A 24,072-nucleotide genomic window follows, 5' to 3' on the forward strand; every position below is an offset into this window, starting at 1 on the left:
ATTAAACTGAATAAGTTCTTTTGTGACAAAATTGTGTTATCACTTCAAAAAGCGGTATTATCGCCAATCTGCGTTAACTAAGCCACTTTCATAAGCTGGCTGCCCATACTTTTTGTTGATTTTTTATGCCCTATTCAAGTAGCTATGATGTTTTAATTATCGGTAGCGGGGGTGCTGGGCTAAGCCTGGCACTGAAGCTGGCAGACCACGGCACACGTGTTGCCGTACTGTCAAAATTTGCCTTGACCGCCGGCAGCACCTATTATGCCCAAGGCGGTATTTCGGCCGTTTTTGATGCCGAGGATTCTATCGAGTCACATATTGAAGACACGCTGGATGCGGGGGCCGGCTTGTGTAATCCGGAAATAGTCCGGCTGACCGTCACCCACGGCAAAAGTTCCATCGAATGGCTACGCCGCCAAGGGGTCGCCTTTACCGAAGACGTTACCCCCACCGGTGAAAAAGTCCTGCACCTTAACCGCGAAGGTGGGCATTCGCACCGCCGCATTGTCCATACCGCCGATGCCACAGGCAAAGCGGTGTCTTTATCGCTGATCGAACGCGCCCAAGAACATGACAATATCCGGCTGTTCGAGCATCATAACGTCGTCGAACTGATTACCCAAACCACCCCTTCGGGCAGCAAAACCATCGTCGGCGCTTATGTGCTCGACTCACAACGGCAAACTGTGAATACTTTTACCGCAAAAGTGGTGGTCTTGGCAACAGGCGGGGCAAGTAAAGTGTATTTATATAGTACCAACCCGCAAAGCGCCACGGGTGACGGCATCGCTTTAGCATGGCGGGCGGGCTGTCGGGTCAGTAATATGGAGTTTATGCAGTTCCACCCGACTTGCCTGTTCCATCCGAAAGCCCAGTCGTTTTTAATCAGCGAGGCAGTCAGGGGTGAAGGCGGCAAACTGATCTTGCCGGACGGCTCACCGTTTATGCACCACTTCGATCCCCGCGCCGAACTGGCGCCACGCGACATTGTCGCCCGCGCCATTGACCATGAAATTAAAAAACGCGGCATCGATTGCGTGTATTTGGACATCCGCCATAAGTCGGAAGACTTTATCCTAAAACATTTTCCGACCATCCATAAAAAATGCCTTAAATTCGGCATTGATATTTGCAAACAGCCGATTCCGGTCGTACCGTCGGCACATTATACCTGCGGTGGCATTTTGACCGACAGCTATGCGCGTACCGACATCACCAACCTTTACGCCATCGGTGAGGTCGCCAGCACCGGCCTGCATGGGGCCAACCGTATGGCCAGCAATTCGCTGTTAGAATGCTTGGTCTTTGCCGACCGCGCCAGTATTGATATTTTGGCTAAGCTGGCTAGCATCGCCGCGCCGCCGTCCGTGCCGGATTGGGACGATTCGCAAGTCAGCGACTCTGACGAAGAGGTGGTGGTGTCGCATAATTGGGACGAACTACGCCACTTTATGTGGGATTATGTCGGCATTGTCAGGACGGACAAGCGCCTGTCCCGCGCCATGAGCCGGGTCGAATTGCTAAAGCAGGAAATCAACGAATATTACCGCTATTTCCGCGTCACCAGCGACTTGCTGGAACTGCGCAATCTGGTCATTGTCGCCGAGCTGATTATCCGTTGCGCCATGCAGCGCAAAGAAAGCCGGGGTCTGCATTATACCTTAGATTATCCCGAACTTGACAACAGCAAGCCGCCGCAAAATACGATTTTAACACCCTAACCAGTGACGGATTCCTATATAATGGGCTTGTTTCGGGTGTATACTTCGCCCACTCCTTAACTATAAAAAATAATAAAGACGGGGATCTTCTGATGACTGAAAAGACCGCTAGCAAATACCTGCTGAACTTAGAAAAACAATTCGCCCACGACAATCCGGTCTTGCTGCAAGCCTTAAAAGTCTTCCAAGAAGTTGACCAATTCGAATATGATTTAGGGCTGATCGAAGCCGAGGAAACCACCGCCAGCAAACATTCTTGGTGGCCCATCGTTAGCCTGGTCGGCGGCAATTCCACCGCCAAAGCCCGTTTTATCAACAGTTATTTGGAAACCGGGCAACAACTGGCTGGCGTGCAAAGTGCCGGACATAAATTTACCGTACTGCTGCACAACAACCAAACCAATTCCACCACGTTGCCGGGTACGGCTTTAGATGTCGACCCGCGCTACCCGTTTTACAAAATCAGCAGCAAAATCGAGCAGCAAAAAGCCGGCGAAGGCAGCCGTATCAATTCCTACCTGGAATTAAAAACCCTGCACAGCGACCGCCTTAAAGGCAAGCTGATCATCGACATGCCCAATGTCGCCACCGCCTTGGTAACCCCTGTCATATCTTTACTGACCCGCCATACCATCGAAACGTCGGATTTGGTCTGTGTGTTCAGCGATGTGTTCGAGTCCGATAGCCCGCTCGCCAAAGAACTGATCGGCTTGGTTGCCGCCCATCAGGACACCAATAAGTTTGTGTACCTGATCGACGAGCCGACCGCCAATTTAAGCACCACCAACAACAACGCCATCATTTCCCTATGGCAACGTAAATTGGCGGAATTAGGCCTGAACAGCGGCCAATTCATCGTGCTGACCAACCAACAAAATTCCGCCAACCCCTCCGGCAGCGGTTATTTTGCCGAGATAGACCACCGCATGGCCAATGTCGCCCACGGGCGTTCATACCGTGTCTTGGACGCGCTGGAAAAAAATATCAACGATATTAAAGATGTGGTTATACCGGAAACCCAAAAAGGCATCGCCGCCTGGAAAGACCGCGTCAATATGTCCACGCTGATGATTTTAGGCTTTTTAGGGTCGCTGGCGGTGTTGGCAGAAATCCAAATAGGTATTTTAGAGTTTATCATCGACCCCATTATTGGCCCTATGGTCGGGGTGGCGTTTTTGGTGGTGATGATCCCCATCCATTTAATCAGCAGTAGGCTGCAAGGCCGCATCATCAGCCACCGTTTGGCGGCACGGCAAAAAGAACTGCATTTGCTGGAAAATCTGGCGAACCTGTTTGAAAAGAACCTGACCTTCAGACGCATGATGTTTACCGTCAGCGACCCTGTGGGTTGGAACAAAAAGAGCAAAGCCCGCTTATTGCATCTGCGCGAAAAGACCGAAGAGCTGGTGCAATCCTTAAACGACCATTTCAGCAGTTATCAGGAGCCGCCGCCGAGCAACGGAACGTCCAGTTTTAAAGAGTTTCCATAGCGTATCCCTTCCCATCCGTAGCACTTAAAAAAGGGCGTTATTATTCTATAGCAGTTAATCAGACAGCATTCAATGCTAAAAAATACCTATGGATACTTTAAAACACTATTTGCCGCTCTGCTGGTTTACGCTGAACCCGCTCGAGCTGATAAGATCAGTCAGTTTCTTCAAAAATAACCTTATTTTTTATTTTATCGTTGAGTTTTTTTTGCAGGCCAATATGACCGACGACCCGATTGAGTCGTTTTATGAAGTCAGTTTTGAGACGCTGTTAACCTTGCTGTTTATTTGGGTCATGTTGGGGCTTAACCGTTCCCTGTACGGGTTTATTCAAGTCACCGCCGCCGTGGTATTTTGCTCTAATGTGGTGTCGTTTTTTATCATTCCGGTGCTGGTTTGGCTGACCATCAGCGAAAACACCATCAGCTATTATCTGGTCGGTATCCTGCTGGCTTGGGACTACGCCCTGACCACTTACATCTTCAAGCGCGTCTTAGTGCTGAACATCCCCGCCAGTGCCGTGGTTTCGCTGATTTATGCGGGGTTTACTTATTTTGGCGCGTATACCTTGGGGCAGTTGGTGCAGTGAGGGGGTAAGGAGTGGCGGTAGTTGTGTAAACATCCCCGTTACGGCAACAGACGATAAAGCTTTATCAAGCGGTTGTGCGCAAATAGGTTCGATTGGCGGCATTGAAACGGACGAACAGTCTTCGGCGATGTATGGGGGGCTGGCAGGGTGATGGATTGCTGTCGGTAAAAATGGTTTTTAGGCATTAGGTTAGGAAAGTGAAATCTATCATTTCTAAATACAAAACATTGGAAGGCGTTTGGCATTTTACTGACCATGCAAATTTGGAATCGATCAAACAACACGGTTTGCTTGCGTTATCGGAACTAGAAAAAAGGGGTATTACAATACCTGCTCCAGGCGGTAATGAATGGAGCCACGATGCAGATAAAATGAAAAAGCTTGATAAATATGTGCATTTGGCTTTTGTTGATGAGCATCCAATGGCCTATCGGGCAAGGGAAGATGGCAGAATTAAAAATCTTATTTGGTTAAAAATTGATGCGTCCGTTATTTTAGGTGGCGATGTGTATTTTTGTGCCGATGTTGCCAATAAATCCGGTGTCAGCGTGCTAACTGCCGAACAGGCAAAAGATCATATAGATTTTGAGGTGCTGTTCACTTACATGGATTGGCGTGACCCAGCGATTCAGAATAGACGGCAAAGCGCGAAAAAAGCGCAAATATTAGTTCCTAAAATGATTCCTATAGATAAAATTTTGATGGTCAAAAATGGCTAAACGTCCTGTTTTTATTCCGCTATACCAACCTGAACATTTAGTTGATGAAGTTCAAGTCGATTTTAAATGGAATCCTGGTTTTGCCGTTGTTCAGAAGAAGAAAAATGTCGCCGCTTTGCATGAGTTAGCTAAAACGAAAGGCCTATTTCCCTTATTAGAGGTTTCGACAAAATCAGATGAAAAACTGGGGCAAAGGCTTAGCGCGTTTAGTCTGAAAATCGATACTACAATTGGGGCAATCAGTATTGAAGCGGCCTTTCAAGGTAGCAAGGTCTTTGAGTTAGGGGGGCCTTACACGGATATTTATAAAAAAAGTAGCCTTGATGCCAAAAGGGATGGGCGCTTAAAACAATCTGGCAAGCTAATCGGTTTTAATTATTTTGGTCAAGAATGGCCGTTAATACCTAAAACAGCCTTTTATGATTGGCTATTTTTGTCCGCATTGCAACCGCACCAAAATTATTTACAGCGTCTTTTTGCCTATAAAGGCTTTACCGATATTGAATTTAATCCAGAAAAGTCAATTAACTGCCAAGCAAGAACCTGTGCCCTTTTGTTATCGCTGCTAAAGTTAGGGCTTTTAGATGAGGTGTTGGTTAGTCAGGAGAGCTTTATAGCCTTTGTTGCCGCCGATTCGTTAAAACAACCGCACTCATTGGGTAGTATTCGCCAAGATTCAGGACTTTTTGGTAATGGAATCTACTGATTGTACCGGATTATGGATTAATATCTTGATACCATTTTCAATGTTAATATCTTTATAAGTGTCTTATTGAGCAAATGGGTTTGGCTAAAATCATTATTTTGACTACACTAGCCATTACTTGAAGCCAAAATGCCAGTACACATGAAATATAACGCATTAACTTTGCTTTCCGAACAACTTACCCAAAGCCTAACCAATTGCTTACCTGCCCTTGCTGAAGACTGGTGGCAAAAATTGGTTATAGACCAATTGACGTATCCACAACAAAATTACGCCCGCGAACATCGCTACCAAACTATCGCTCAGCTTGATTTGGCGGCACTGCTAAGGGTGGCGGATCAAAATTGGTACGATTTATCACGGCACTGCCCAATTCAGGCAAATCAGGCAAACGTCAGAAACTGGCTGAAAGAAGCACAAACCCTTCGGAATCGTTGGGCACATGCACCTGCTGAAGGATTTCCAGATGACATGTATTACCGCGACCTCGACACCATTGGCAGATTGCTGGAAGCATTTGGCGCAAACACGGAAACCTTGGAAAAACTCAACGTAGAAAAAACAACGCTACTAAACAAAATCGCCAACAGCAAAATAGCCGTACAAGAGCAGCAAGCGCAAACTGCCAGCACAGAAGCCTACAAACCTGGAGACATGGTTTTCTTGAAAGCCGAACCCAGTAAAACGGGTGCAATTATCACCGTATTATCAGGCGACCCAGAAAACCGCTACCAAGTATTTCACGACGGCAATATCGCTACCTATTACCAATCCCAGTTAGGCTCCGTCAACAGCTCGCCCACACGCGTCACCGTAGTATATGATGCCCTCCATGCCGCGATGACGGCCCTACAACTACGCCACCCTAGCACTACGCACCTTTACTCGCTGTTCGCTTCGCGTATCAATTTTGTGCCATACCAGTTTCGTCCGGTACTCAAGCTAATACAAGCAGACCGCCCCAGAATGTTAATTGCTGATGAAGTCGGTGTCGGTAAAACCATCGAAGCAGGGCTGATCTTGAAAGAGCTGCAAGCGCGTCGCGAACTGAAAACGGTTTTAGTGATTTGTCCTAAGCCCCTGGTTGCCGAACGTAAATGGCAACAGGAAATGAAACGCTTCGATGAGCGGTTTGAGCATTTAAACAGCGCAGCCTTGCGCTACTGCATTAACGAAACCCATGGGGATGGTGTTTGGCCGCAAAAATATGCACGGGCGATTGTGCCGTATTCGTTGCTGGACGAAAGCCTTCTGCATGGCAAGGGCAAACAATACGGATTGCTGGCACTTGACCCACCTCCTATATTCGATTTAGTCATCGTCGATGAAGCCCACGCCGTTCGCAATAGCGACACTTGGGCGCACCGTAATGTCCGTTATTTTTGCGAAAACGCCGAAGCGGTTGTGCTGATGTCAGCAACGCCGATTCAATTGCGAGACCACGATTTATATAACCTACTAAATTTGCTACGCCCTGATGTCATCACCAGCAAGCAAGCTTTTCTGCAAATGGCAGAACCTAATCCGCATTTAAATGCCGCAATTGCTGCGGCCCGTGCGGCTACCTCCGATTGGAAAGGCATTGCCTTGGACGCAATCGACCATTCTCTGGCAACGGACTGGGGGCGCGGCGTATTAAGCAATGACCCGCGTATGCAACAAGCTACAGACGTGCTCTTGGACGATGACGACAGCTCAGAGACACGCTTGGCACTCATCCGGCAACTAGAAGAGCTTTACACTTTTGCCCCCTTCATTAACCGTACCCGTCGGCGTGACATCGGCAATTTTTTCACCCTTCGCAAACCGGAAACCGTTACGGTCGAATTCACGCCAGAACAAGCCGCCTTGCACCGTGATTTAATCGACTTACTGGCACGGATGCTTATCATTCGCCACGGCAACGTCAACTTAAAATTTTTGTTATCCACCGTACGGCGGCAAATTTCTAGTTGTGTCTTCGGTTTGGCACCGCTATTGAAAGCTTTGCTTAACCGCCATTTGTCACAATTGGAATGTTTGGAATGTGATAATGACGATGAAGGCAGTTTAGAGTTGGCAAGCCAACTACTCGCCGAATTCCGCGCCGAAGTTGATGGCATCATCAACCGGGCGAATCAGCTTACCCAAGGTGAAGACCCTAAGCTACAAGCCTTTTTAACAGTGATTGCCGACAAACAAGCTCTGGAAAACAATAAATTGCTAGTGTTTACCTGTTTCAGCCACACTTGGGAATATCTTCATGAAAACCTCGAACGTAAGCAAATTCGGGTTGGCTTGATTAACGGGACAATCCCCGATGATGAACGCCGTACCTTACGCAACCGTTTCAGCCTGCCGAGAACAAACCCGCAAGCGATTGACGTACTGTTATCGTCGGAAGTGGGTTGTGAAGGCTTGGATTATCAATTCTGCGACGCACTGGTCAATTACGATTTGCCGTGGAATCCGATGCGGGTTGAACAACGCATAGGCCGTATTGACCGTTACGGGCAAAAAAGTCCCAGTGTGGTTATTTATAATTTCATCACGCCTGGCACGGTTGATGCCGAAATTTACGACCGCTGCTTGCTACGCATTGGCATTTTCCAACAAGCCTTGGGTGGCAGCGAAGAAATTCTTGGTAGGTTAACCCAAGAAATCAAAAATATCGCTGAAAATTTCGAGCTGACCGCCGAAGAACAAGCTGCCCGCTTGCAACAGCTTAGCGATAACGAAATTCGTGCCATTCAAGAACAAGCTAAGCTAGAAGAAGAGCAAAGCAAACTCTTTGGACTTAGCCAACCGCAACGCGATGAGGACATGATCAAACAAGCCTCCAGCTTCTGGCTGGCACCTGTCATGCTTGCTAACTTAATCAGCCGTTACTTGCAGACCTTAGGCGCAAGCAATATCCCCGCATCGTTGGGACAAAAGCCCGTTACCACCTTGCAACTCGGTCAGGAAATCCGCGACAAACTGCTTGCCGATGTCCAAAAACTCAAACTAAGCGGCGAAACCGCACAAAGCTGGACGCGCTGGCTAAAAGGCAATAACCCGTATTTAGAAATAACGTTTAATCAAGCCGCCGCCGCCGAACAACGCGAACTGCTGTTTGTTACACCTAACCATCCTTTGGCGCAACAAGCCGCACGGTCTATTGAACCCGTCACGCCTTTAATGTGCAACCTGAAAGCAAGCAGTAATACCTTGCCGCAAGGCCAACACCCTTACGCTATCTACCGCTGGCAAAAACGAGGTTTAAAAGAAGACTTCACGTTCCAACCGATAGCCGCGACACCGGAACTGACCGCCGAAATGTTGGCTTTGCTAGAATCGGCACAAGCACTGGAAGATGACGTACCCACCATTACCAGTGAACAAGAACAGGAACTGGAAAAAAGCCACTATCAACTTTGGCAAGATGCCCGTGCCGAACATATCGAACAGGTAAAACAACATGCCCGCGCTCGGTTAGATTCATTAACGACTACCCATAAAGCCCGCATCGCATTATTGCAAGAACAACGCGATGCCAACCCCAGCGACAAAATCCAGCGCATGAAAAACGCGCAAATAGACGCAGCGGAGCGGGATTATCGGCAACATGCCGGACAATTGGAAGAAGCGGCACAGCAGGCGGATATTTTGGCTGAGGCGGTGGCGGTAGGGGTTTTGATAATTGAGGAAAAACAATGAGAAAAGTCGATTACGCAAAAATCCGTGAAGAAAACATTAAAAATTACGGCACAAAAACACATCACCTAGCATACTTTGCAGACATTTATTCCGCCCGAACACATTTTATTTTTGAAGTTCTGCAAAACGCTGAGGATGCGCTTTCGCGCCGCCCGTTACCCAGCACTTTAGGATATGTGCGCTTTCATTTGCATCACGATAGACTTGAAATTTATCATAATGGCAAACCATTTGATAATCGCGATATTATTGGTATTTGTGGTATCGGTGAAGGTACTAAAGCGGGCGATTACACACAGATTGGAAAATTCGGTATAGGTTTTAAATCCGTTTATGCTTATAGCTTTTTTCCGCAGATTCATTCCGAAGATGAACATTTTGAAATAAGGCGATTCGTTGAGCCTTATGAAATTACAATCACGTTAAGCGAAGATACGCTAATTGTTTTACCTTTCGACCAACTGGACAAACGGCCAGAATGGGCGTTTCGGAAGAGCGTAAATGCCGACCTAGCCCAATTTGAAATTAGTCAAGCGATAAAAAAACTGAATATCCGTACTTTATTGTTTTTGAACAATATTGAAAAAATTGAATGGATATTGCCAAATGGCGAACAAGGTTTTTTGACCAAAGAAAATAAGCTAGAAAATAAACAAAATCATTGGCGTATTGTTGAAGTCAGAGATCATCAAGGCAAGCGTGAGCAATGGCATATTTTTGCGCGTACTATCGCGGTTATAGACGAAGATAAAGAAGAACAAGTTACTGTTGAAGTTGCGTTTTTAATGGATAAAAACGGAAAAATCACTAGAGAAAACGATACAGAGTTAGTTATTTCATTCCCTACCGAAAAGAAAACTGAACTCGGATTTTTGATACAAGCACCGTTCAAAGCGACCAAATCGCGAGACAATATCAAAAGCGATGATCTAGCGAACCATCAAATGATTCAAACTGCTGCGCAGCTTGCAGCCGATAGCTTATCTGTTTTACGAGATGCCAACCGTTTGGCTGTAAATAGCTATAACGCGCTCCCTTTAGACGAAAATGATTTTCCCGAAGATAATTTTTTTCGTCCCATCTATAACCGAATATATGAAGCTTTAAAAAACAAATCGTTATTACCTGCTCACGGCGGCAGCTACATTACATCTGATAACGCTAAATTAGCGCGTGGTAAAGAATTGGTTGGATTAATTTCATCCAAGCAGCTAGGTGAATTATTCAATAAAGAAAAAACAACTTGGCTGGACGCTTCTATTACTAGCGACACTTTACCGGAGTTTCACTCTTATTTGCGTAATTTGGTGGACAAAGTTGAAGTTACCCCTGAATCTTTGGTACCAAAACTGACGGCTGGTTTTTTCAGCAAGCAATCTCTAGCGTGGCTAATCCAGTTTATTCAATATGCCGATGAAGGAGCTAAGATACTTAGACGGACGCCATTCATTCGGCTTGAATCAGGTGAACAAGTGGCTTTGCCTGAAATCTCAAACTCAAAACCAACCGCATGGTTTGTGCCTAGTGAAGCCGAAAAGCTGGATTTATCAGCCTTTGCATTAGTTCATACCGAACTTGCCGCAAATAAATTCGTCAGGACATTTCTTGAAAAAGAAGGTGTACGGGAAATTGACTCAGTGGACATGGTGGTCAAAAGCATTCTACGAAAATACCAAAAAGAACCAATTCCATTTATTGAAGCTGATTATAGGGCAGACTTACGTCAAATTCGCAAGGCTTTTGCTGATAGTAATGATGATGCAAGAGTAAAGTTTGTTGGCGAACTCAACACCGTTACTTGGTTGGCTTGTGTTTATGCCAGCGGGAAAGAATCCGATAAAATTTTTTGGAAGCAACAAAATACCCCAAACTTATATGAGCAGCCAAATTTACCTATACCCGATAGGGTCAATGCTTATTTTTTACACCCATCAGTCAGTGAAGAACTAAACACAATTGAATCTACTAAAGATTTTTTAAAAAAATGTCTCACCAAAATAGTTCCGCTTGATTTTGTTGAAAGGCATATTTTACCGACATATCCAAAAAATGACTCTACTTTCGACGAATCTAATTATCGAAATGATTTGAATTGGATACATAAAGCATATATCGAAGGAGATATTTCTGCAAAAATAAAACTTAAAAACAGCCTAAAAGATAAAAACTGGCTTGTATGCCATAAATTAAATAACAATGGATACATTCATTATAAGAACCAAAATGAGCCAAATTTGTTTAGCAATAACTTAATGCTTACATGGTTTCAAGGTATAAGTAACGAAATTAATGCTTACTTTCTACACCCGACAGTTACATCAATTTTGCGAGATGTAATTGATAATTTAGCTTGCACAAAAAACAGCCCGGTTATAACAAAAACGCCTGACCATGAAGGATATATAACTATTCTGTCTTACAAAGGAAATCATAAACGGGGGCTTAACGGGTTTGACCCTGATTGGGAAATCGTAGGGCTTGATGAAGTAATCAACAATCCAGATTTACTGGATAAGCGAGATGTCCAATTATGGGAAATATTGAAACAGCACAATCAATGTATTCGAGGAAAGATAATAACGTCAAAGCATAATGATTTTAGAAATCCAAATTATGAAGACGATATAATTTCAAAAATCGGAAGAAAACTTATCGAAAAAGCGTGGCTACCGGATAAAGATGGTCAACGGTATAAACCTAGCGAATTATTGCTTACAGATTTGCTTGAAAGGTTTGATAGCAGCTCTATTAACGCCAAAGAAGTAGCAGAAAAATTGGGCATGAAAAAGCCTGGGTTTGAAAAAGCGGCTGACGAATTATCAAAAGGCAATCCACGAAAAAGAGAATTATTAGAATGGATTTCCAATGCGTCTGAAGACGAACTCGAAAAATTTGAGAAACTTAAGCCCAAAATGGTTATGCCTCAACCAGCCCCTTCTTTTAAAGAAGGTATTGGTAATTTGTACCGACCACAACGCGGCGGCATTGCATCAAACGAAGCGCATAATTCAAACAATCCGTTAAGTAATCCAGAACGCTATCAAAAAAACGCCAATCAAGAAATTGAAGAAAAAGTAATCCAGCATAAAATTACCCCGCAAATTATCCGTTTTTCTTTAGTACGCGAATCTCCATCGAATCAAAAAGTGCGTGATTTTCTCTATGAAGAATACCAAGGACGATGCCAGATTACCAACAATACGTTTCTTAAAGCATCGGCAAATACTGATGGAGATGCTGAAAATTATTTTGAAGCATGTTCGTTACTTCCATACGGCAATGCAGATTATTTAAATGACGCAGGCAATATGCTATGTGTCAGTGCTGATACGTTAGCAAAACTTAAAAATGCCAGTTTTGTGTGGTTAGAGGATTTGAATCCTATTATTGAGAATTTTAAAAATAGACGGCCTGCGAAAATCGAAAGTGTAAAGGTCAAAATTAACTTGGCAGAAGATGAATGCGAAATAACTTGGAGCGAACGGCATTTTGCGCGTTTTGTGGCTTTATGGGATAAAACTTAATTATCCTAAGAAACTGGCATAAAATAATTCAATCAATTGCAGACCCGGCCTTTCAGGTTTCTAAGATCTGAAAGGCTTTAAGTGACGAATTTATTCCATACCCCTTCTAAACTGCAACTTTATGTAAACGGGGTTAGCCATAGGCACAGGCTATCCCCCCTGCCGTTACCCATTCACCCCTCGCCGCAACACTGGCAACGGCGGCTTACCCAATACCCCACGCAAACCCCAACAACCCGTCACGGCAACACATAACGCGCCAATCAGCGGCACGGCGACCCATACATACAGATTAGGCTGGTAGGCCATGTTCATGACCCGCGTGTATAACCCCCACAACAAAGCTTCGGATAACAGCACCGCGACTAACCCGGCAATAAACCCTACGGCGGCAAATTCGCTGATCTGGTTGCTGCGCAATAAGCGGCGGTTAGCCCCTAGGGTGCGCATTAACGCCCCTTCGTAGATACGGCTGTCCAAGGTGGCGTAAACGGCGGCGAACAGTACGGTAAAGCCCGCCAGTAAGGCGAAATACAACAAATAGTTAATGGCTTGGGTCAATTGGCTGATAATGGTCTTAAGCTGTTGGATAATCGCATCCACTTCCATTAAGGTGATGTTAGGATACTGTTTTACCAGCGCATTCAAGCGAAGCTTTTCGGTGCGCGGCAGGTAAAAGCTGGTCAAATAAGTGCTAGGGAAAGCCTCTAACGTGCCTTTGGAAAAGATCATATAGAAATTCGGCTTCATAGTGTCCCAACGCAAACTGCGCAGGCTGCTGACGGTGGCGGTGAATTGTTCGCTGCCGACGGTAAAGGCCAACACGTCGCCGACTTTAATCTTTAGGCTATCGGCGAGTTTTTGCTCGACTGACACCTGCCCGGCTGGCGCGTCGGCATGCCAGATGCCGGCGGTGATTTTGTTCTCGTCCGGCAAGGCCTCTGTCCAGGTCAGGCTGAGTTCGCGGTGGGTGGCGGCATCGCCTTGGCTGTCTTTACTGACCCGTTTTTGTACCGGGGTTTGGTTAATCGTTACTAAGCGTCCGCGCACCACCGGATAAAATTGACTGCCGCTGATGTGTTGTTGGCGCAAGGCCTCGGCAAACTCGCTTTGTTGCTGCGGGAAGATGTTCAGGGCGAAATGGTTGGGGGCGTTGTCCGGCAATTGCCGTTGCCAAGTGCCGAGCAAGTCGTTACGCACGGTAAAACTTAAGATCATGGCGACCAGGGTCAAGCTAAACGCCAGAATCTGGCTGACACTGGCTTGGCGGTTTCTGGCCAGCCCTTGCAAGCCAAACCGCCAGTATAGGCTGGTGATGGGCAGGCGGCGTAAGCCTGTCAACAGGGCAAACACCACGCCGCCCAACACCAGCAAACCGAACGCCCCACCGCCCAGCAGGGTGGCGGTCATCGGCAAGTCGTCGGTGTATTGCCAAATCAGCACCCCAATCAGCCCCAAGGCTAAGCCATAGACCAGCCAGGCACTGGTGGGCAAGGGTTCCAGTTCGCGGCGTAACACCCGCAATGGCGAGACGTGTTTAAGGCGCAATAAGGGCGGTAAGGCAAAGCCCAGCAACACCGCCAGACCTACGGCAAAGCCGGACAGCAAGGCGGGCCAGCCGGGGGCGGCGAGATGCTTGGGCAATAAGTCTTTTAACAAGTAAAATAAGCCTTGTTGCGCCAAGCCGCCCAAGGCGCTGCCCAGTAAGCTTGCCGCCAAGCCCAGCACAGCGAACTGGCTGCCGTACAGCCACAAAATATCCCGTTGCTTACAGCCCAAACAGCGTAACAAGGCGGTATTGTCGAAATGGCGTTCGCTGTAACGGCGCGTCGCCATGGCAATCGCCACCCCGGCGATGATAATCACTAAGGTGCTGGACAGGCCTAAATAGCGTTCGGCCCTATCCAAAGCCGAACCCAATTCGGGGCGGTCATTATGGATGTCCATCAGCCGTTGCGAGGCGTTGAGCTGGGGCTTAAGCCAGCGGTTAAAGGCCAGCAAGTCTGTGCTGTCGCCGATAAATTGGAAAAAATAATGGACATGGCTACCCGGCTGGATAATCCGGGTCGCGGCCAGATCGGTGCTGTTCATCATGACGCGCGGCGAGAAGCTGTAAAAATCGCCTTGTTTGTCGGGTTCGTAAGTGAGGATGCGGGTCACGGTCAGGGGGTGTTCGCCGACGGTGAGGGTATCGCCCAGTTGCAGCTTTAACGCGGGTAAGACGCGTTTTTCCACCCAGACCGTACCCGCCGCCGGGCCGGTGCTGCTGGGGGTTTCTTGGGCATAATCGGCGGTGCTGGTTTTCAGTTGCCCGCGCAAAGGATAATTGCTGGTGACGGCCTTGATGCTGGCTAAGAGCATTTCCTCATGCTCAATCAGGACGCTGGAGAACTCAACCGTTTGCGCACGGGTCAGGTGTTGTTTTTCCGCCTGCTCTGCCCACGCTGGGGGCAACTCAGTCGGACTGCTGACCACCAAGTCCGCCGCCAGAAACTCGGCGGTCTGTTGGGTCATCGTGCGTTGCAGGCGGTCGGAAAATAACGTGATGGCGCTGGAGCAGGTCACGGCGATGATGAGCGCCGCCAGTAAGATGCTCAGCTCGCCGGAACGGCTATCGCGCCAGAGCAGGCGCAAGGCTAATGTAAAACGGTTCATACCAGCTCTCCGGCGGACAGGCGGATGGTGCGCTGGCAACGCGCGGCCAGGGCGTGGTCATGGGTGACTAAAATCAGTGTGGTGTGGTGTTCTTGGTTCAGCTCGAAGAGCAAATCAATAATATGCGTCCCGGTTTTGCTGTCCAGATTGCCTGTGGGTTCGTCGGCGAACAAAATCGCCGGACGGGTGGCGAATGCCCGCGCCAACGCCACCCGTTGCTGTTCGCCGCCGGACAATTGCTTAGGCGTATGGCTCAGGCGTTGCGCCAAACCGACCCGTTCCAGCAACTGCGCCGCGATGGTTTTGGCCTCCGGGTTGCCGAGCAGCTCTAAGGGTAGCATGACATTTTCCAGCGCGGTTAGCCCCGGCAGAAGCTGAAAGGCTTGAAAAACAAAGCCTATCAGTTGGCTACGCAAAGCCGCCCGCCCGTCTTCGTCCAACCCGGTCAGGCTCTGCCCGTTCAGGTGGATAGTGCCGGAAGTGGGCGTATCCAAGCCTGCCAATAAGCCGATTAAGGTCGATTTGCCGGAACCGGATTCGCCCACGACGGCAACGCTTTCACCCGATTTGATTATCAGGTTTATTGCTGACAAGATATGTAAGTTTTTATCGGCAGTGGCCACGGCTTTACCGAGATTTTCCGTGACGATAATGTTGTTTAACAAGTGTGTTGGAGAGTGCATAATGTCCCGATTGTTTGTGGCTTTAATCATGATGTGGATGCCGATGGCTGTGATGGCGAAATCTATTGTCGTCTTGGGTGATAGTATCAGCGCCGCTTATGGAATGGAGGTAGACCAAGGTTGGGTGGCATTGTTGCAGGCTAAGCTCAATAAAGACCAGCCGGGCCGCCATAGTATCCATAACGAAAGCATCAGTGGCGACACCAGCGCGGGCGGCTTGGCACGGATAGACGCAGCTTTGGCCTTGCACAAGCCCGACCTGGTGTTGCTGGAACTGGGCGCTAACGACGGCCTGCGCGGCCTGTCGCCTGTGACGATGAAAGCCAATCTGACCGAAATCATCCGCCGCGCCCAACAGGCAGGAGCCAAAGTCCTGTTGCTAGGCATGAAAATCCCGCCCAATTACGGCAAGCGCTATATTGATTTGTTTTACAACGTCTACCCGCAATTGGCAAATGAATTAAACCTCCCCCTCGTTCCGTTTATTCTCGAAGAAGTCGCGCTCGACCCGGCGCTGATGCAGGCGGACGGCCTGCATCCCAACGCCAAGGCGCAGCCGATTATCGCAGACAAAATAGCGGCTTATGTTTTTCCTTTACTGTAACCAAGAGCCTAAACAATGACAGACTTAACTTTGCAACAAGCCAACCAAATCATCAACCACGCCATTGCTATCGCCCGCGAGCTTAACATGAACCCGCTCACTGTCGTGGTGTTGGATTCTTCCGGCCATCTGAAGGCCCTGCAACGCGAAGACGGTGCCAGCATGATCCGCCAACAGATCGCCACCGCCAAAGCCTGGGGTGCGGTTAATATGGGGGTGTCTTCACGCGGTTTGGAAACCGTCGCCCAACAACGCCCCGATTTTATGAACGCCTTGATTACCATTGCTGACGGCAAAATCATGCCTGTTCCTGGCGGGGTGTTAATCCGCGATGCCGACAATCACCTGCTCGGTGCGGTGGGCATCAGCGGCGACAAATCCGATCAAGACGAACGCTGTGCCATTGCCGGGATTGAGGCGGTGGGATTTTTTGCGAGTATTTAAGCGTTAACCCCCCTGTGTGTTAGCCCGCCCCGGATGTGCATCATGATTCTTTCAAGGACGTGGCACATCCGTATCACCTTACTTTATCAGGATGCTAACCATGCCAAAACCGTTCCGCAAACTGACCCGTGCCGACTTCACTACCTCTCCGATTTGGGAGTGGCTTATGGACGAAAATACAGAAGATGAAGAGAGCGATGAAAGCTATGTTCAGGCAACGTCTTATACGCAAGTGAAATGGTCTAATAAAGCCGGACACTTCCAAAGGCATATTATAATGTCAGCAGAGGTGAAAAATGAGCAAAACAGATAAAGTCAAAAAACCCAAATTTACCCTGGAATTTAAGCAAGATGCGGCCACCGCCACAAGCACCCACACACATTATTTCGATCCGGTCTGTTAAAGAGCGTCGGGGTTGTCACCCCGGCTAAGTCCGACTATTATACAGAGCCAAACCAGCTTGTCAAATCTTTTTTTTCGTGCCGTCCCGAAGCAAGCTTCAGAACGGCCTCAGGGCAACCATCCCGCCCCCTTTCCGCCCCGTGGGGCGCTTCACGTTTCCGGTGAAGAGCCGACTATTATACTGACTTTTCCCCGCCCGTCAAACCCTTTCGCAATTTATTTCTTTAGCACCCTATCTTTTCCTGCCAACGCATTGCATTAGCGTTGTTTTTTAAAGACTTTCTACTACTAATTAATTTAACTGCCGTCCGGCAAGCCCTGCCGCAACTGCGCCCTGAATCTGCCTAAAAAATAACGCTCCATTAGGTCACACGGGGCAATTGATTGCCGCAACGCTTGCCGTATTGGGTTTTTAGCGGGAAGCCGTCAGTTTAATCTTGGCGAATTTGCGTTTGCCGACTTGGTAGACATGCTCGCTATTAACGGCAATCTCCAATTTAGTATCGGAAACCTTTTCGCCATCAAGCTTAACCGCGCCTTGGTTAATCATGCGGATGGCCTCGGAGGTGCTGGCGGTCAGGCCGGCATCCCTTAATATAGCCGTAATGGCGTAGCCTTCGCCCACTACGGTTAATTCCACTTCTTCTATATCATCCGGTATTGCGCCCCGTTGGAAGCGGGCTTCGAAATTGTCCAAGGCTTTAACGGCGGCCGCATCATCATGGAAGCGGGCAATGATTTCTTGCGCCAGTTTGACTTTATAATTGCGTGGATTAGCCCCGTCTTTACAGTCTTGCGCCCATTGGTTAATCTCGCTCATCGGCCTAAAGCTGAGCAATTCAAAATAACGCCACATCAGTTCATCGGAAATGGACATGATTTTGCCGAACATATCATCCGCCGCGTCAGCAATACCGATATAGTTATTTAAGGATTTGGACATTTTTTGCACCCCGTCCAAGCCTTCAAGAATCGGCATGGTCAGCACCACTTGCGGCTTTTGTCCGTAAATTTCCTGCAAATGCCGCCCCATCAATAAGTTAAACTTTTGGTCTGTCCCGCCCAGCTCAACATCCGCCTTCATGGCAACGGAGTCGTAGCCTTGTATCAAAGGGTATAAAAACTCATGGATAGCAATGGCTTGCCCGCCTTTAAAGCGTTTATTGAAATCGTCGCGTTCGAGCATTCTGGCGACGGTGTGCTTGGCGGCGAGTTGGATAAACTCGGCGGGCGACATGGCGTTCATCCAAGTGGAGTTGAACATGACTTGGGTTTTGTCAGGATCAAGGATTTTAAAAATCTGCTCCTGATAGGTTTGGGCATTCGCCAACACCGCTTCACGGGTCAGCGGTTTGCGGGTGACGTTTTTGCCGGTCGGGTCGCCGATCATGCCGGTGAAGTCGCCGATCAGAAACAGTACTTCATGACCCAAATCTTGGAATTGTTTGAGCTTGTTGATGAGTACCGTATGGCCTAGGTGTAGGTCAGGGGCGGTCGGGTCGAAGCCCGCCTTAATCCGCAAGGGCCTGCCTTCAGCCAGCTTCTTAACCAGTTCCGCTTCGACCAGCACCTCGTCGGCGCCCCTTAAAATTGTTGCCAATACATCCGCTTGCAATGCCTTTCTCCAAACTTGTCTTTGATAAATGCCGCCATTATAAAGTTAATGCGCGGCGGCTTTGAAAAAATTAACTTCTGTTACGCAATCATTTTTACGATATTGAAAAATATAGCGATGAGTCGCTGTCGCGACGGTTTTTTTAATCGGGTTCTCGCACCCGAAAGCGAGATACTTTCTTTTGCTCCGCCAAAAGAAAGTATCCAAAGAAAAGGCGGCCCGGTTGCCGCTTGATCCTGCGCTTCTCGATTTTGTCGGGGGTCGGCAGAGTGGGCTCCTGCCCACCTGCCGACGCGCGGCATCCCTGCCGCGCCCCTTCGGGCTGATCCCGACAAAACCTGCGATGCTCGGCGCGGCAAACGGGGGTAAAGCACGTTACTGCGTAACGTCAGAAATTAACGCACCCATCCTGAAACTTTGCCACTAATCCAGTGACCCGCGCCACTTTTTGGGCAATGGCCTGCATCCAGAGGGCTTTATCGGCCACTATTTTCACAGTGGTTTTGGCACGCGTGATGGCGGTGTACAGCAGTTCTTTGGTCAGCACCGGATTAATGGCTTCCGGCAGGACAACCAGCACTTGGGCAAATTCTGAACCTTGGCTTTTGTGGATGGTCATGGCGTAAACGGTCTCGCAGGGCGGGACGCGGGCGGGCAGGTACTTTTTGACGCTGCCATCGGCGCGTTGGAAGTACACCATGAGCTTGCCCTGTTGCCCCTGATGCGGCAAACACAAGCCGATGTCACCATTATAGAGCTGTAAAGCGGCGTTATTTTGCGTCACCATAATAGGCCGCCCGACATACCACAAGCCCGTAACATGGATATGGCGTTGCTCGGCGAGCTTTTGCTCAATCCGCTGATTAAGGTCAGCGACGCTGTGCTTGCCTTGGCGGTTGGCGCACAAAACCTGAAATTGGCTAAATTGCTGGTAAAGGGTAGGAAAATCCGCGCCGCTGTGCAGTAACTGCAAATAAGTACGGTATTGGGCGGCGGCATAGCTAATCGGGTCTTCGCTTAACAGCAGACAAGCCGGGTCGCCTTGCTGCAATACCTGCCAAGCCTGCTCGGCCTCTTGCTGGTTGACGGCATCCGCCAAGCGTTTAATCACGCCACCAAAGCGGTGCGAGGTTTGCAGCTCTAAGGTTTGTTCAGGCAGGCTATGGGTCATGTCTGCCAGCACCGCACCGGATTCGACCGAGGCCAACTGGTCTTTATCGCCTAATAAGATTAGCCGCGCGGAGGGCTTAAGGGCATCCACCAACTTGCTCATTAAGGCCAAATCGACCATAGACGCTTCGTCAACCACCACCAAATCATAAATTAACGGCTGTTGGGCGTGGTGGCGGAAATACGGTGACGGCGGCCTTGCGCCTAACAGGCGGTGCAGCGTGGTGACAGTTTCGGGAATCTGGTTTTTTATCGCTTCGGAACAGGGCAAATCGGCCTTGCGGCTACCGATGGACTCTTGCAGGCGCATCGCCGCCTTACCTGTCGGGGCGGCTAAAGCGATTAATAAGGGCTGAGCCGCCAGTTCTTGCAGCACCGCGAGGATTTTCACCACAGTCGTAGTCTTACCCGTGCCCGGCCCGCCCGTAATGATGCTAAAAGGTTGCTTAACCACGACCTTGGCGGCTTCGCGCTGCCAGTCGATAGCGTCCGATAACGGCGGAAAATACCGCGCCAGTAAACTATCGAGCCGCTCCGGGGCGGGCGTGGCATTGGCCATCATGGCCTTAAGCTGCCCGGCCAAGCGTTGTTCGTACTGCCAATAACGCTGTAGATACAGGCGGTTTTGCTCCACCACCAAAGGCCGCCCGCCTTCATCATCCGCCAAACCGGAAGCCGCCACCAGCGCTTGCTCAGCCGCGCTGATGGCAATGCAGTTATGGCCTTGGTTCTGCTCGTAAGACAAGCGGATCAGCAATTTTTCAAAGGCTGGCCGCTGGCTGTCTTCTAGGCGGCTACGCTGGCTAAGGAAACGCGCGAACGCGCTGTCTAGGCGGGTATAGGGTTGATGTTCTAGGCTCATGTTCTTAACAGTCAGGTTATCTATCATCAGGCGGCAGGCTCCACTTGCCAGCGGCGGGTTTTTCAGGAAGAATCCCCACTAAAAAACCCGTAATTAAGGAGGCTCCATGACTGAATCCCGCTTTAACCCCGCCAAACCTTTTGCCGTGACGGCCATTTGCATTATCGGCCTGATTAACGCCATCCAAATCCTGAATGTGCTGCTGTCGCCTATGGTCAAGCAACTAGGGGCTTTTTATCCGTTGTATTTCGGCACTTCGGCATTAATTAGCCTAGCCTGCATTGTCGGTTTATGGCTGTTACGCCGCTGGGCGGCCTTGACCTATATATTGGTATTGCTGGGCAACCAAGCCGTTTTGCTGTCTATGGGCTTATGGGAACCGACCGCCTTGGTCGTGCCCATTGTGATTATCGGCGTAATTCTTCGGCATTTTAAACAGTTGCGGGACTGATCTCGTCATCACTCAAATAGCAGCCCGGATCCTCCGCCCAGACATTGCCGGTCGTCTGCATCGCCCTGACGCGGGTGTTACCGTTGCAAATCGCCTGATAATGGCAAGTGCCGCACCGCCCTTCCAAGGGCCTAGGCTGGCTCTTCAGCCCCGCCATAACAGGGTCTGACACATCTTGCCATAATTCTGAAAACGGGCGTTTTTTGACATTGCCCAAATCATAATGCCACCAAAAGGTATCGGGGTGGACGTTGCCGAGGTTGTCGATATTGGCGACGTTGACCCCAGAGGCATTGCCGCCCCATTGCATCAGCTTGGCTTGGATATGTTCGGCTTGTTCCGGGAAGCGGCGGCGCACCCAGTGTAAGAAGTACACGGCATCGGCATCGTTATTGCCCGTGACGAATTCGCGGTCTTTACCCGCCGCCAACCAAGCGTAACAAGTCTCGAACAACAAATCCATCGCCGTGCGGGTACGCGCAAAATGGGCATCGTCTTTGCGGTTCCGGTTACCGCGCCCGCCGTAGTTCAAATGCGACAGATAAAATTTGTCGATGTCATGGTCATCCATCAGCTGCAACAGGGCGGGGAAATCGTGATAATTGTCTTGGGTTAAGGTATAGCGTATGCCGACCTTAATGCCCTTATCCAAACACAACTCTACCCCACGCAGGGCTTCGTCAAACGATCCCGCCACCCGCCGGAACGCATCATGCGTACCTTTAATGCCATCCAGACTAACGCCGATATACTGATAATTCATCTCGGCAATTTCATCGATATTATCTTTAGAGATTTTCGTGCCGTTGCTGGACAGGGCGACATAAAAGCCCATCGCTTTAGCGCGGCGGGAGATAGCAAAAATGTCAGGATGCAGCAACGGCTCGCCCCCGGACAAAATCAGCACCGGGACTTTAAAGGCTTTCAGGTCGTCCATCACCGTGTAAATCTCCGGTGTGGTCAACTCGCCCGGAAAATCAATATCCGCCGAAGTGGTGTAGCAATGCTTGCAGGTCAGGTTACAACGGCGGATCAGGTTCCAAATCACCACCGGGGCGGCGGGCTTACGGGCCGGTTTAAGCGGGGTCGGCGCGATAAGCTCGCGCATATACTGGCTGAGTCTGAACATAAAGGGTATTAAGATAAGTTTGCCAAGGACGGGTAAGGCCACCTTACCCTACATCGTTACCATTATACATGAGCCGATAAGGCAAACTGAGGAATGGGCTTTAAATAAGAGGGTGCGGGCAAAATGCCCGCACGCCCAAAAGGGCTACCCTTAGCGTTGGCAAGCCTGACAAAACACCGTCGTCCGGTTCGCCAAGCGGATCTCCAGCAAGTCTTGTCCACAGCGCAGACAAGGCGAGCCGCCCCGTCCATATACCTTAAGCTGCTGTTTAAAATAACCGGGCTTCCCCGTCTCATTAACAAAATTGCGCAAGGTCGTGCCGCCTTGGGTAATCGCCTGTTGCAGCACCTCACGGATACAGTCCGCTAAGGTTTCATAGTCGGCCAAGGCGATAGTACCCGCGTGCCGGGCCGGCAACAGCCCCGCCATAAACAAAGCCTCGTTAGCATAAATATTGCCCACACCGACAACGACATGGCTATCCATAATAAACGTTTTTACCGGGACTTTACGCCGTCTGGACGCTTGATAGAGCAACGTGCCGTTAAAGTCCGCCAGCAACGGCTCAGGCCCCAAATCCTTTAACAAGCTATGCGCCTCAGCGGGCTGGTCAGTCCACAGCATCGCGCCAAAGCGGCGTGGATCGTTAAAGCGCAACACCGTATCCTCGCAAAACACCAGATCAATATGGTCATGCTTGGCAGGCTCTACCTCGCTACTGACAATGCGCAAACTGCCCGACATGCCCAAATGCACCAGCAACGTGCCTGCGGCGGTGTGCAACAGCAAATACTTACCGCGCCGACTGACTGATTGCACCGCTACGCCGATGAGCAATTCCGCCAGATTAACCGGCACAGGCCAGCGCAACCGCCCGTCGCGGACCTGCACGGCGGTGATGGTACGGCCTTGGATATGGGGCGCAATGCCCCGACAAGTGGTTTCAACTTCGGGTAATTCGGGCATAAGTTAACACGCGATAATCGATTGCCGCGCCAGGCGGGATAATAGGCGCTTATTATGCCATTATAAGGACAAGCCAAGCACATCTAAGTAACCGTGCAAATAACATCTGATGTTACGCGGTCATGCGCCTTACAATTCCTTCGCCAAGCAGGCCTTCTTTTAAAATCAGCCAGCTTTCTTATGGCTTGCCGCAAAATGTATTAAATAATTTTATATTATTTATCAAATAGATAACGGCATTATATTGGTTTTTGTGAACAACTTCACAGCTTTTCTGGTTATAGTTAATTTTATTCGCTGTCCGGTTATTATATAGTACGCAAAACATTTTTAGGTTTGGCTCTATATGGGGTTTAAGGTCTTTTTACCATTAATACCATATAGAGAGCCTTAGGCTTTATCCTTAGCGGGGATAAGCATTGCCGTTATGCTATGGCAGCTCGCGGTTTTTTTCTGTGGACGGTATAAGGGTATGCCAAGTAGCCCAACTGAAATAGCCTTAAAACGGCGTTTTTCATCGGCTTACCCAAGCCCAGTTACTGCAACGTTAGCGTTACTGGGATGGGAGTAATACCTTACCGCCGCCTATTAGCCGCTGTTTAGGAACGTGCATAAAATTAAGCAGACGTTCCATTGCGCCTCAGTGTGTTAAACCCCACC

Annotated in this window: 17 protein-coding genes; 11 read left to right on the plus strand and 6 right to left on the minus strand. The window is 49.0% G+C overall.

Features of this window, described 5'->3' with window-relative positions:
• Positions 1-125: 125 nt before the first annotated feature.
• The 7 genes from nadB (at position 126) to CEK71_RS11775 (ending at position 12,430) form a co-directional block, all read left to right on the plus strand.
• Positions 126-1,724, plus strand: coding sequence for an L-aspartate oxidase (nadB, locus tag CEK71_RS11745; RefSeq protein ID WP_088619565.1), 1,599 nt, complete (start codon positions 126-128; stop codon positions 1,722-1,724).
• 92 nt (positions 1,725-1,816) lie between these two features.
• A complete protein-coding gene (locus CEK71_RS11750) occupies positions 1,817-3,214 on the plus strand; it encodes a P-loop NTPase family protein (RefSeq protein WP_088619566.1) in 1,398 nt (465 codons plus the stop codon).
• 88 nt (positions 3,215-3,302) lie between these two features.
• On the plus strand, positions 3,303-3,803 hold the full coding sequence (locus CEK71_RS11755) for a hypothetical protein (RefSeq protein ID WP_088619567.1): 501 nt from the start codon (positions 3,303-3,305) through the stop codon (positions 3,801-3,803).
• Between the two features lie 197 nt (positions 3,804-4,000).
• Positions 4,001-4,522 (plus strand): DarT ssDNA thymidine ADP-ribosyltransferase family protein, encoded by a 522-nt coding sequence (locus CEK71_RS11760; protein ID WP_088619568.1) that lies wholly within the window; start codon positions 4,001-4,003, stop codon positions 4,520-4,522.
• Positions 4,515-5,228 carry a DarT1-associated NADAR antitoxin family protein gene (locus CEK71_RS11765; protein ID WP_088619569.1) on the plus strand — a complete coding sequence of 238 codons (714 nt, stop codon included), beginning with the start codon at positions 4,515-4,517 and terminating at the stop codon, positions 5,226-5,228. The genes CEK71_RS11760 and CEK71_RS11765 overlap by 8 nt, the downstream gene beginning before the upstream one ends.
• Positions 5,229-5,369: 141 nt before the next feature.
• Positions 5,370-8,906: an SNF2-related protein gene (locus CEK71_RS11770; protein WP_198328182.1), complete on the plus strand. Its 3,537-nt coding sequence runs from the start codon at positions 5,370-5,372 to the stop codon at positions 8,904-8,906.
• Positions 8,903-12,430: a sacsin N-terminal ATP-binding-like domain-containing protein gene (locus tag CEK71_RS11775; RefSeq protein ID WP_088619571.1), complete on the plus strand. Its 3,528-nt coding sequence runs from the start codon at positions 8,903-8,905 to the stop codon at positions 12,428-12,430. The genes CEK71_RS11770 and CEK71_RS11775 overlap by 4 nt, the downstream gene beginning before the upstream one ends.
• A 165-nt stretch (positions 12,431-12,595) precedes the next feature.
• Here the strand turns inward: CEK71_RS11775 and CEK71_RS11780 are convergent, their stop codons facing one another.
• Entirely contained in the window at positions 12,596-15,085 is a 2,490-nt protein-coding gene (locus tag CEK71_RS11780; protein ID WP_088619572.1) for an ABC transporter permease, read from the minus strand.
• Complete coding sequence (locus CEK71_RS11785; RefSeq protein ID WP_088621591.1) at positions 15,082-15,768, minus strand: ABC transporter ATP-binding protein; 687 nt, start codon at positions 15,766-15,768, stop codon at positions 15,082-15,084. The genes CEK71_RS11780 and CEK71_RS11785 overlap by 4 nt, the downstream gene beginning before the upstream one ends.
• Position 15,769: 1 nt before the next feature.
• Here CEK71_RS11785 and CEK71_RS11790 point away from each other — a divergent pair, with 1 nt between their 5' ends.
• The 3 genes from CEK71_RS11790 (at position 15,770) to CEK71_RS11800 (ending at position 17,129) form a co-directional block, all read left to right on the plus strand.
• Positions 15,770-16,372, plus strand: a complete 603-nt coding sequence (locus tag CEK71_RS11790; protein WP_170065147.1) for an arylesterase — start codon at positions 15,770-15,772, stop codon at positions 16,370-16,372.
• Positions 16,373-16,387: 15 nt separating this feature from the next.
• On the plus strand, positions 16,388-16,816 hold the full coding sequence (locus CEK71_RS11795; RefSeq protein WP_088619573.1) for a GlcG/HbpS family heme-binding protein: 429 nt from the start codon (positions 16,388-16,390) through the stop codon (positions 16,814-16,816).
• A 100-nt stretch (positions 16,817-16,916) separates the two neighbouring features.
• Positions 16,917-17,129, plus strand: coding sequence for a hypothetical protein (locus tag CEK71_RS11800; RefSeq protein WP_088619574.1), 213 nt, complete (start codon positions 16,917-16,919; stop codon positions 17,127-17,129).
• A 502-nt stretch (positions 17,130-17,631) separates the two neighbouring features.
• Here the strand turns inward: CEK71_RS11800 and tyrS are convergent.
• Positions 17,632-18,834: a tyrosine--tRNA ligase gene (tyrS, locus tag CEK71_RS11805; protein ID WP_088619575.1), complete on the minus strand. Its 1,203-nt coding sequence runs from the start codon at positions 18,832-18,834 to the stop codon at positions 17,632-17,634.
• 388 nt (positions 18,835-19,222) lie between these two features.
• A complete protein-coding gene (recD, locus tag CEK71_RS11815; RefSeq protein ID WP_232463627.1) occupies positions 19,223-20,866 on the minus strand; it encodes an exodeoxyribonuclease V subunit alpha in 1,644 nt (547 codons plus the stop codon).
• 106 nt (positions 20,867-20,972) lie between these two features.
• Here recD and CEK71_RS11820 point away from each other — a divergent pair, with 106 nt between their 5' ends.
• Positions 20,973-21,317 carry a hypothetical protein gene (locus CEK71_RS11820; RefSeq protein ID WP_088619577.1) on the plus strand — a complete coding sequence of 115 codons (345 nt, stop codon included), beginning with the start codon at positions 20,973-20,975 and terminating at the stop codon, positions 21,315-21,317.
• Here the strand turns inward: CEK71_RS11820 and nirJ are convergent.
• Together nirJ and mutM are read right to left on the minus strand one after the other, a co-directional pair.
• Positions 21,298-22,446, minus strand: a complete 1,149-nt coding sequence (nirJ, locus tag CEK71_RS11825; RefSeq protein WP_088619578.1) for a heme d1 biosynthesis radical SAM protein NirJ — start codon at positions 22,444-22,446, stop codon at positions 21,298-21,300. The two genes, CEK71_RS11820 and nirJ, sit on opposite strands and share 20 nt — an antisense overlap.
• Before the next feature lie 150 nt (positions 22,447-22,596).
• Positions 22,597-23,412 carry a bifunctional DNA-formamidopyrimidine glycosylase/DNA-(apurinic or apyrimidinic site) lyase gene (gene mutM / locus CEK71_RS11830; RefSeq protein ID WP_088619579.1) on the minus strand — a complete coding sequence of 272 codons (816 nt, stop codon included), beginning with the start codon at positions 23,410-23,412 and terminating at the stop codon, positions 22,597-22,599.
• Positions 23,413-24,072: the final 660 nt, after the last annotated feature.

The organism is Methylovulum psychrotolerans (assembly GCF_002209385.1).
GTDB lineage: Bacteria > Pseudomonadota > Gammaproteobacteria > Methylococcales > Methylomonadaceae > Methylovulum > Methylovulum psychrotolerans.

What these genes read in the sequence shown, in the direction of transcription:
- CEK71_RS11775 (WP_088619571.1), top strand. Translation starts at nt 8,903, where the DNA reads ATGAGAAAAGTCGATTACGCAAAAATCCGTGAAGAAAACATTAAAAAT.
- mutM (WP_088619579.1), bottom strand. Translation starts at nt 23,412, where the DNA reads ATGCCCGAATTACCCGAAGTTGAAACCACTTGTCGGGGCATTGCGCCC.
- CEK71_RS11790 (WP_170065147.1), top strand. Translation starts at nt 15,770, where the DNA reads ATGTCCCGATTGTTTGTGGCTTTAATCATGATGTGGATGCCGATGGCT.
- nadB (WP_088619565.1), top strand. Translation starts at nt 126, where the DNA reads ATGCCCTATTCAAGTAGCTATGATGTTTTAATTATCGGTAGCGGGGGT.
- nirJ (WP_088619578.1), bottom strand. Translation starts at nt 22,446, where the DNA reads ATGTTCAGACTCAGCCAGTATATGCGCGAGCTTATCGCGCCGACCCCG.
- CEK71_RS11780 (WP_088619572.1), bottom strand. Translation starts at nt 15,085, where the DNA reads ATGAACCGTTTTACATTAGCCTTGCGCCTGCTCTGGCGCGATAGCCGT.
- CEK71_RS11750 (WP_088619566.1), top strand. Translation starts at nt 1,817, where the DNA reads ATGACTGAAAAGACCGCTAGCAAATACCTGCTGAACTTAGAAAAACAA.
- CEK71_RS11770 (WP_198328182.1), top strand. Translation starts at nt 5,370, where the DNA reads ATGAAATATAACGCATTAACTTTGCTTTCCGAACAACTTACCCAAAGC.
- CEK71_RS11800 (WP_088619574.1), top strand. Translation starts at nt 16,917, where the DNA reads ATGCCAAAACCGTTCCGCAAACTGACCCGTGCCGACTTCACTACCTCT.
- CEK71_RS11765 (WP_088619569.1), top strand. Translation starts at nt 4,515, where the DNA reads ATGGCTAAACGTCCTGTTTTTATTCCGCTATACCAACCTGAACATTTA.
- recD (WP_232463627.1), bottom strand. Translation starts at nt 20,866, where the DNA reads ATGAGCCTAGAACATCAACCCTATACCCGCCTAGACAGCGCGTTCGCG.
- CEK71_RS11755 (WP_088619567.1), top strand. Translation starts at nt 3,303, where the DNA reads ATGGATACTTTAAAACACTATTTGCCGCTCTGCTGGTTTACGCTGAAC.
- CEK71_RS11785 (WP_088621591.1), bottom strand. Translation starts at nt 15,768, where the DNA reads ATGCACTCTCCAACACACTTGTTAAACAACATTATCGTCACGGAAAAT.
- CEK71_RS11820 (WP_088619577.1), top strand. Translation starts at nt 20,973, where the DNA reads ATGACTGAATCCCGCTTTAACCCCGCCAAACCTTTTGCCGTGACGGCC.
- CEK71_RS11795 (WP_088619573.1), top strand. Translation starts at nt 16,388, where the DNA reads ATGACAGACTTAACTTTGCAACAAGCCAACCAAATCATCAACCACGCC.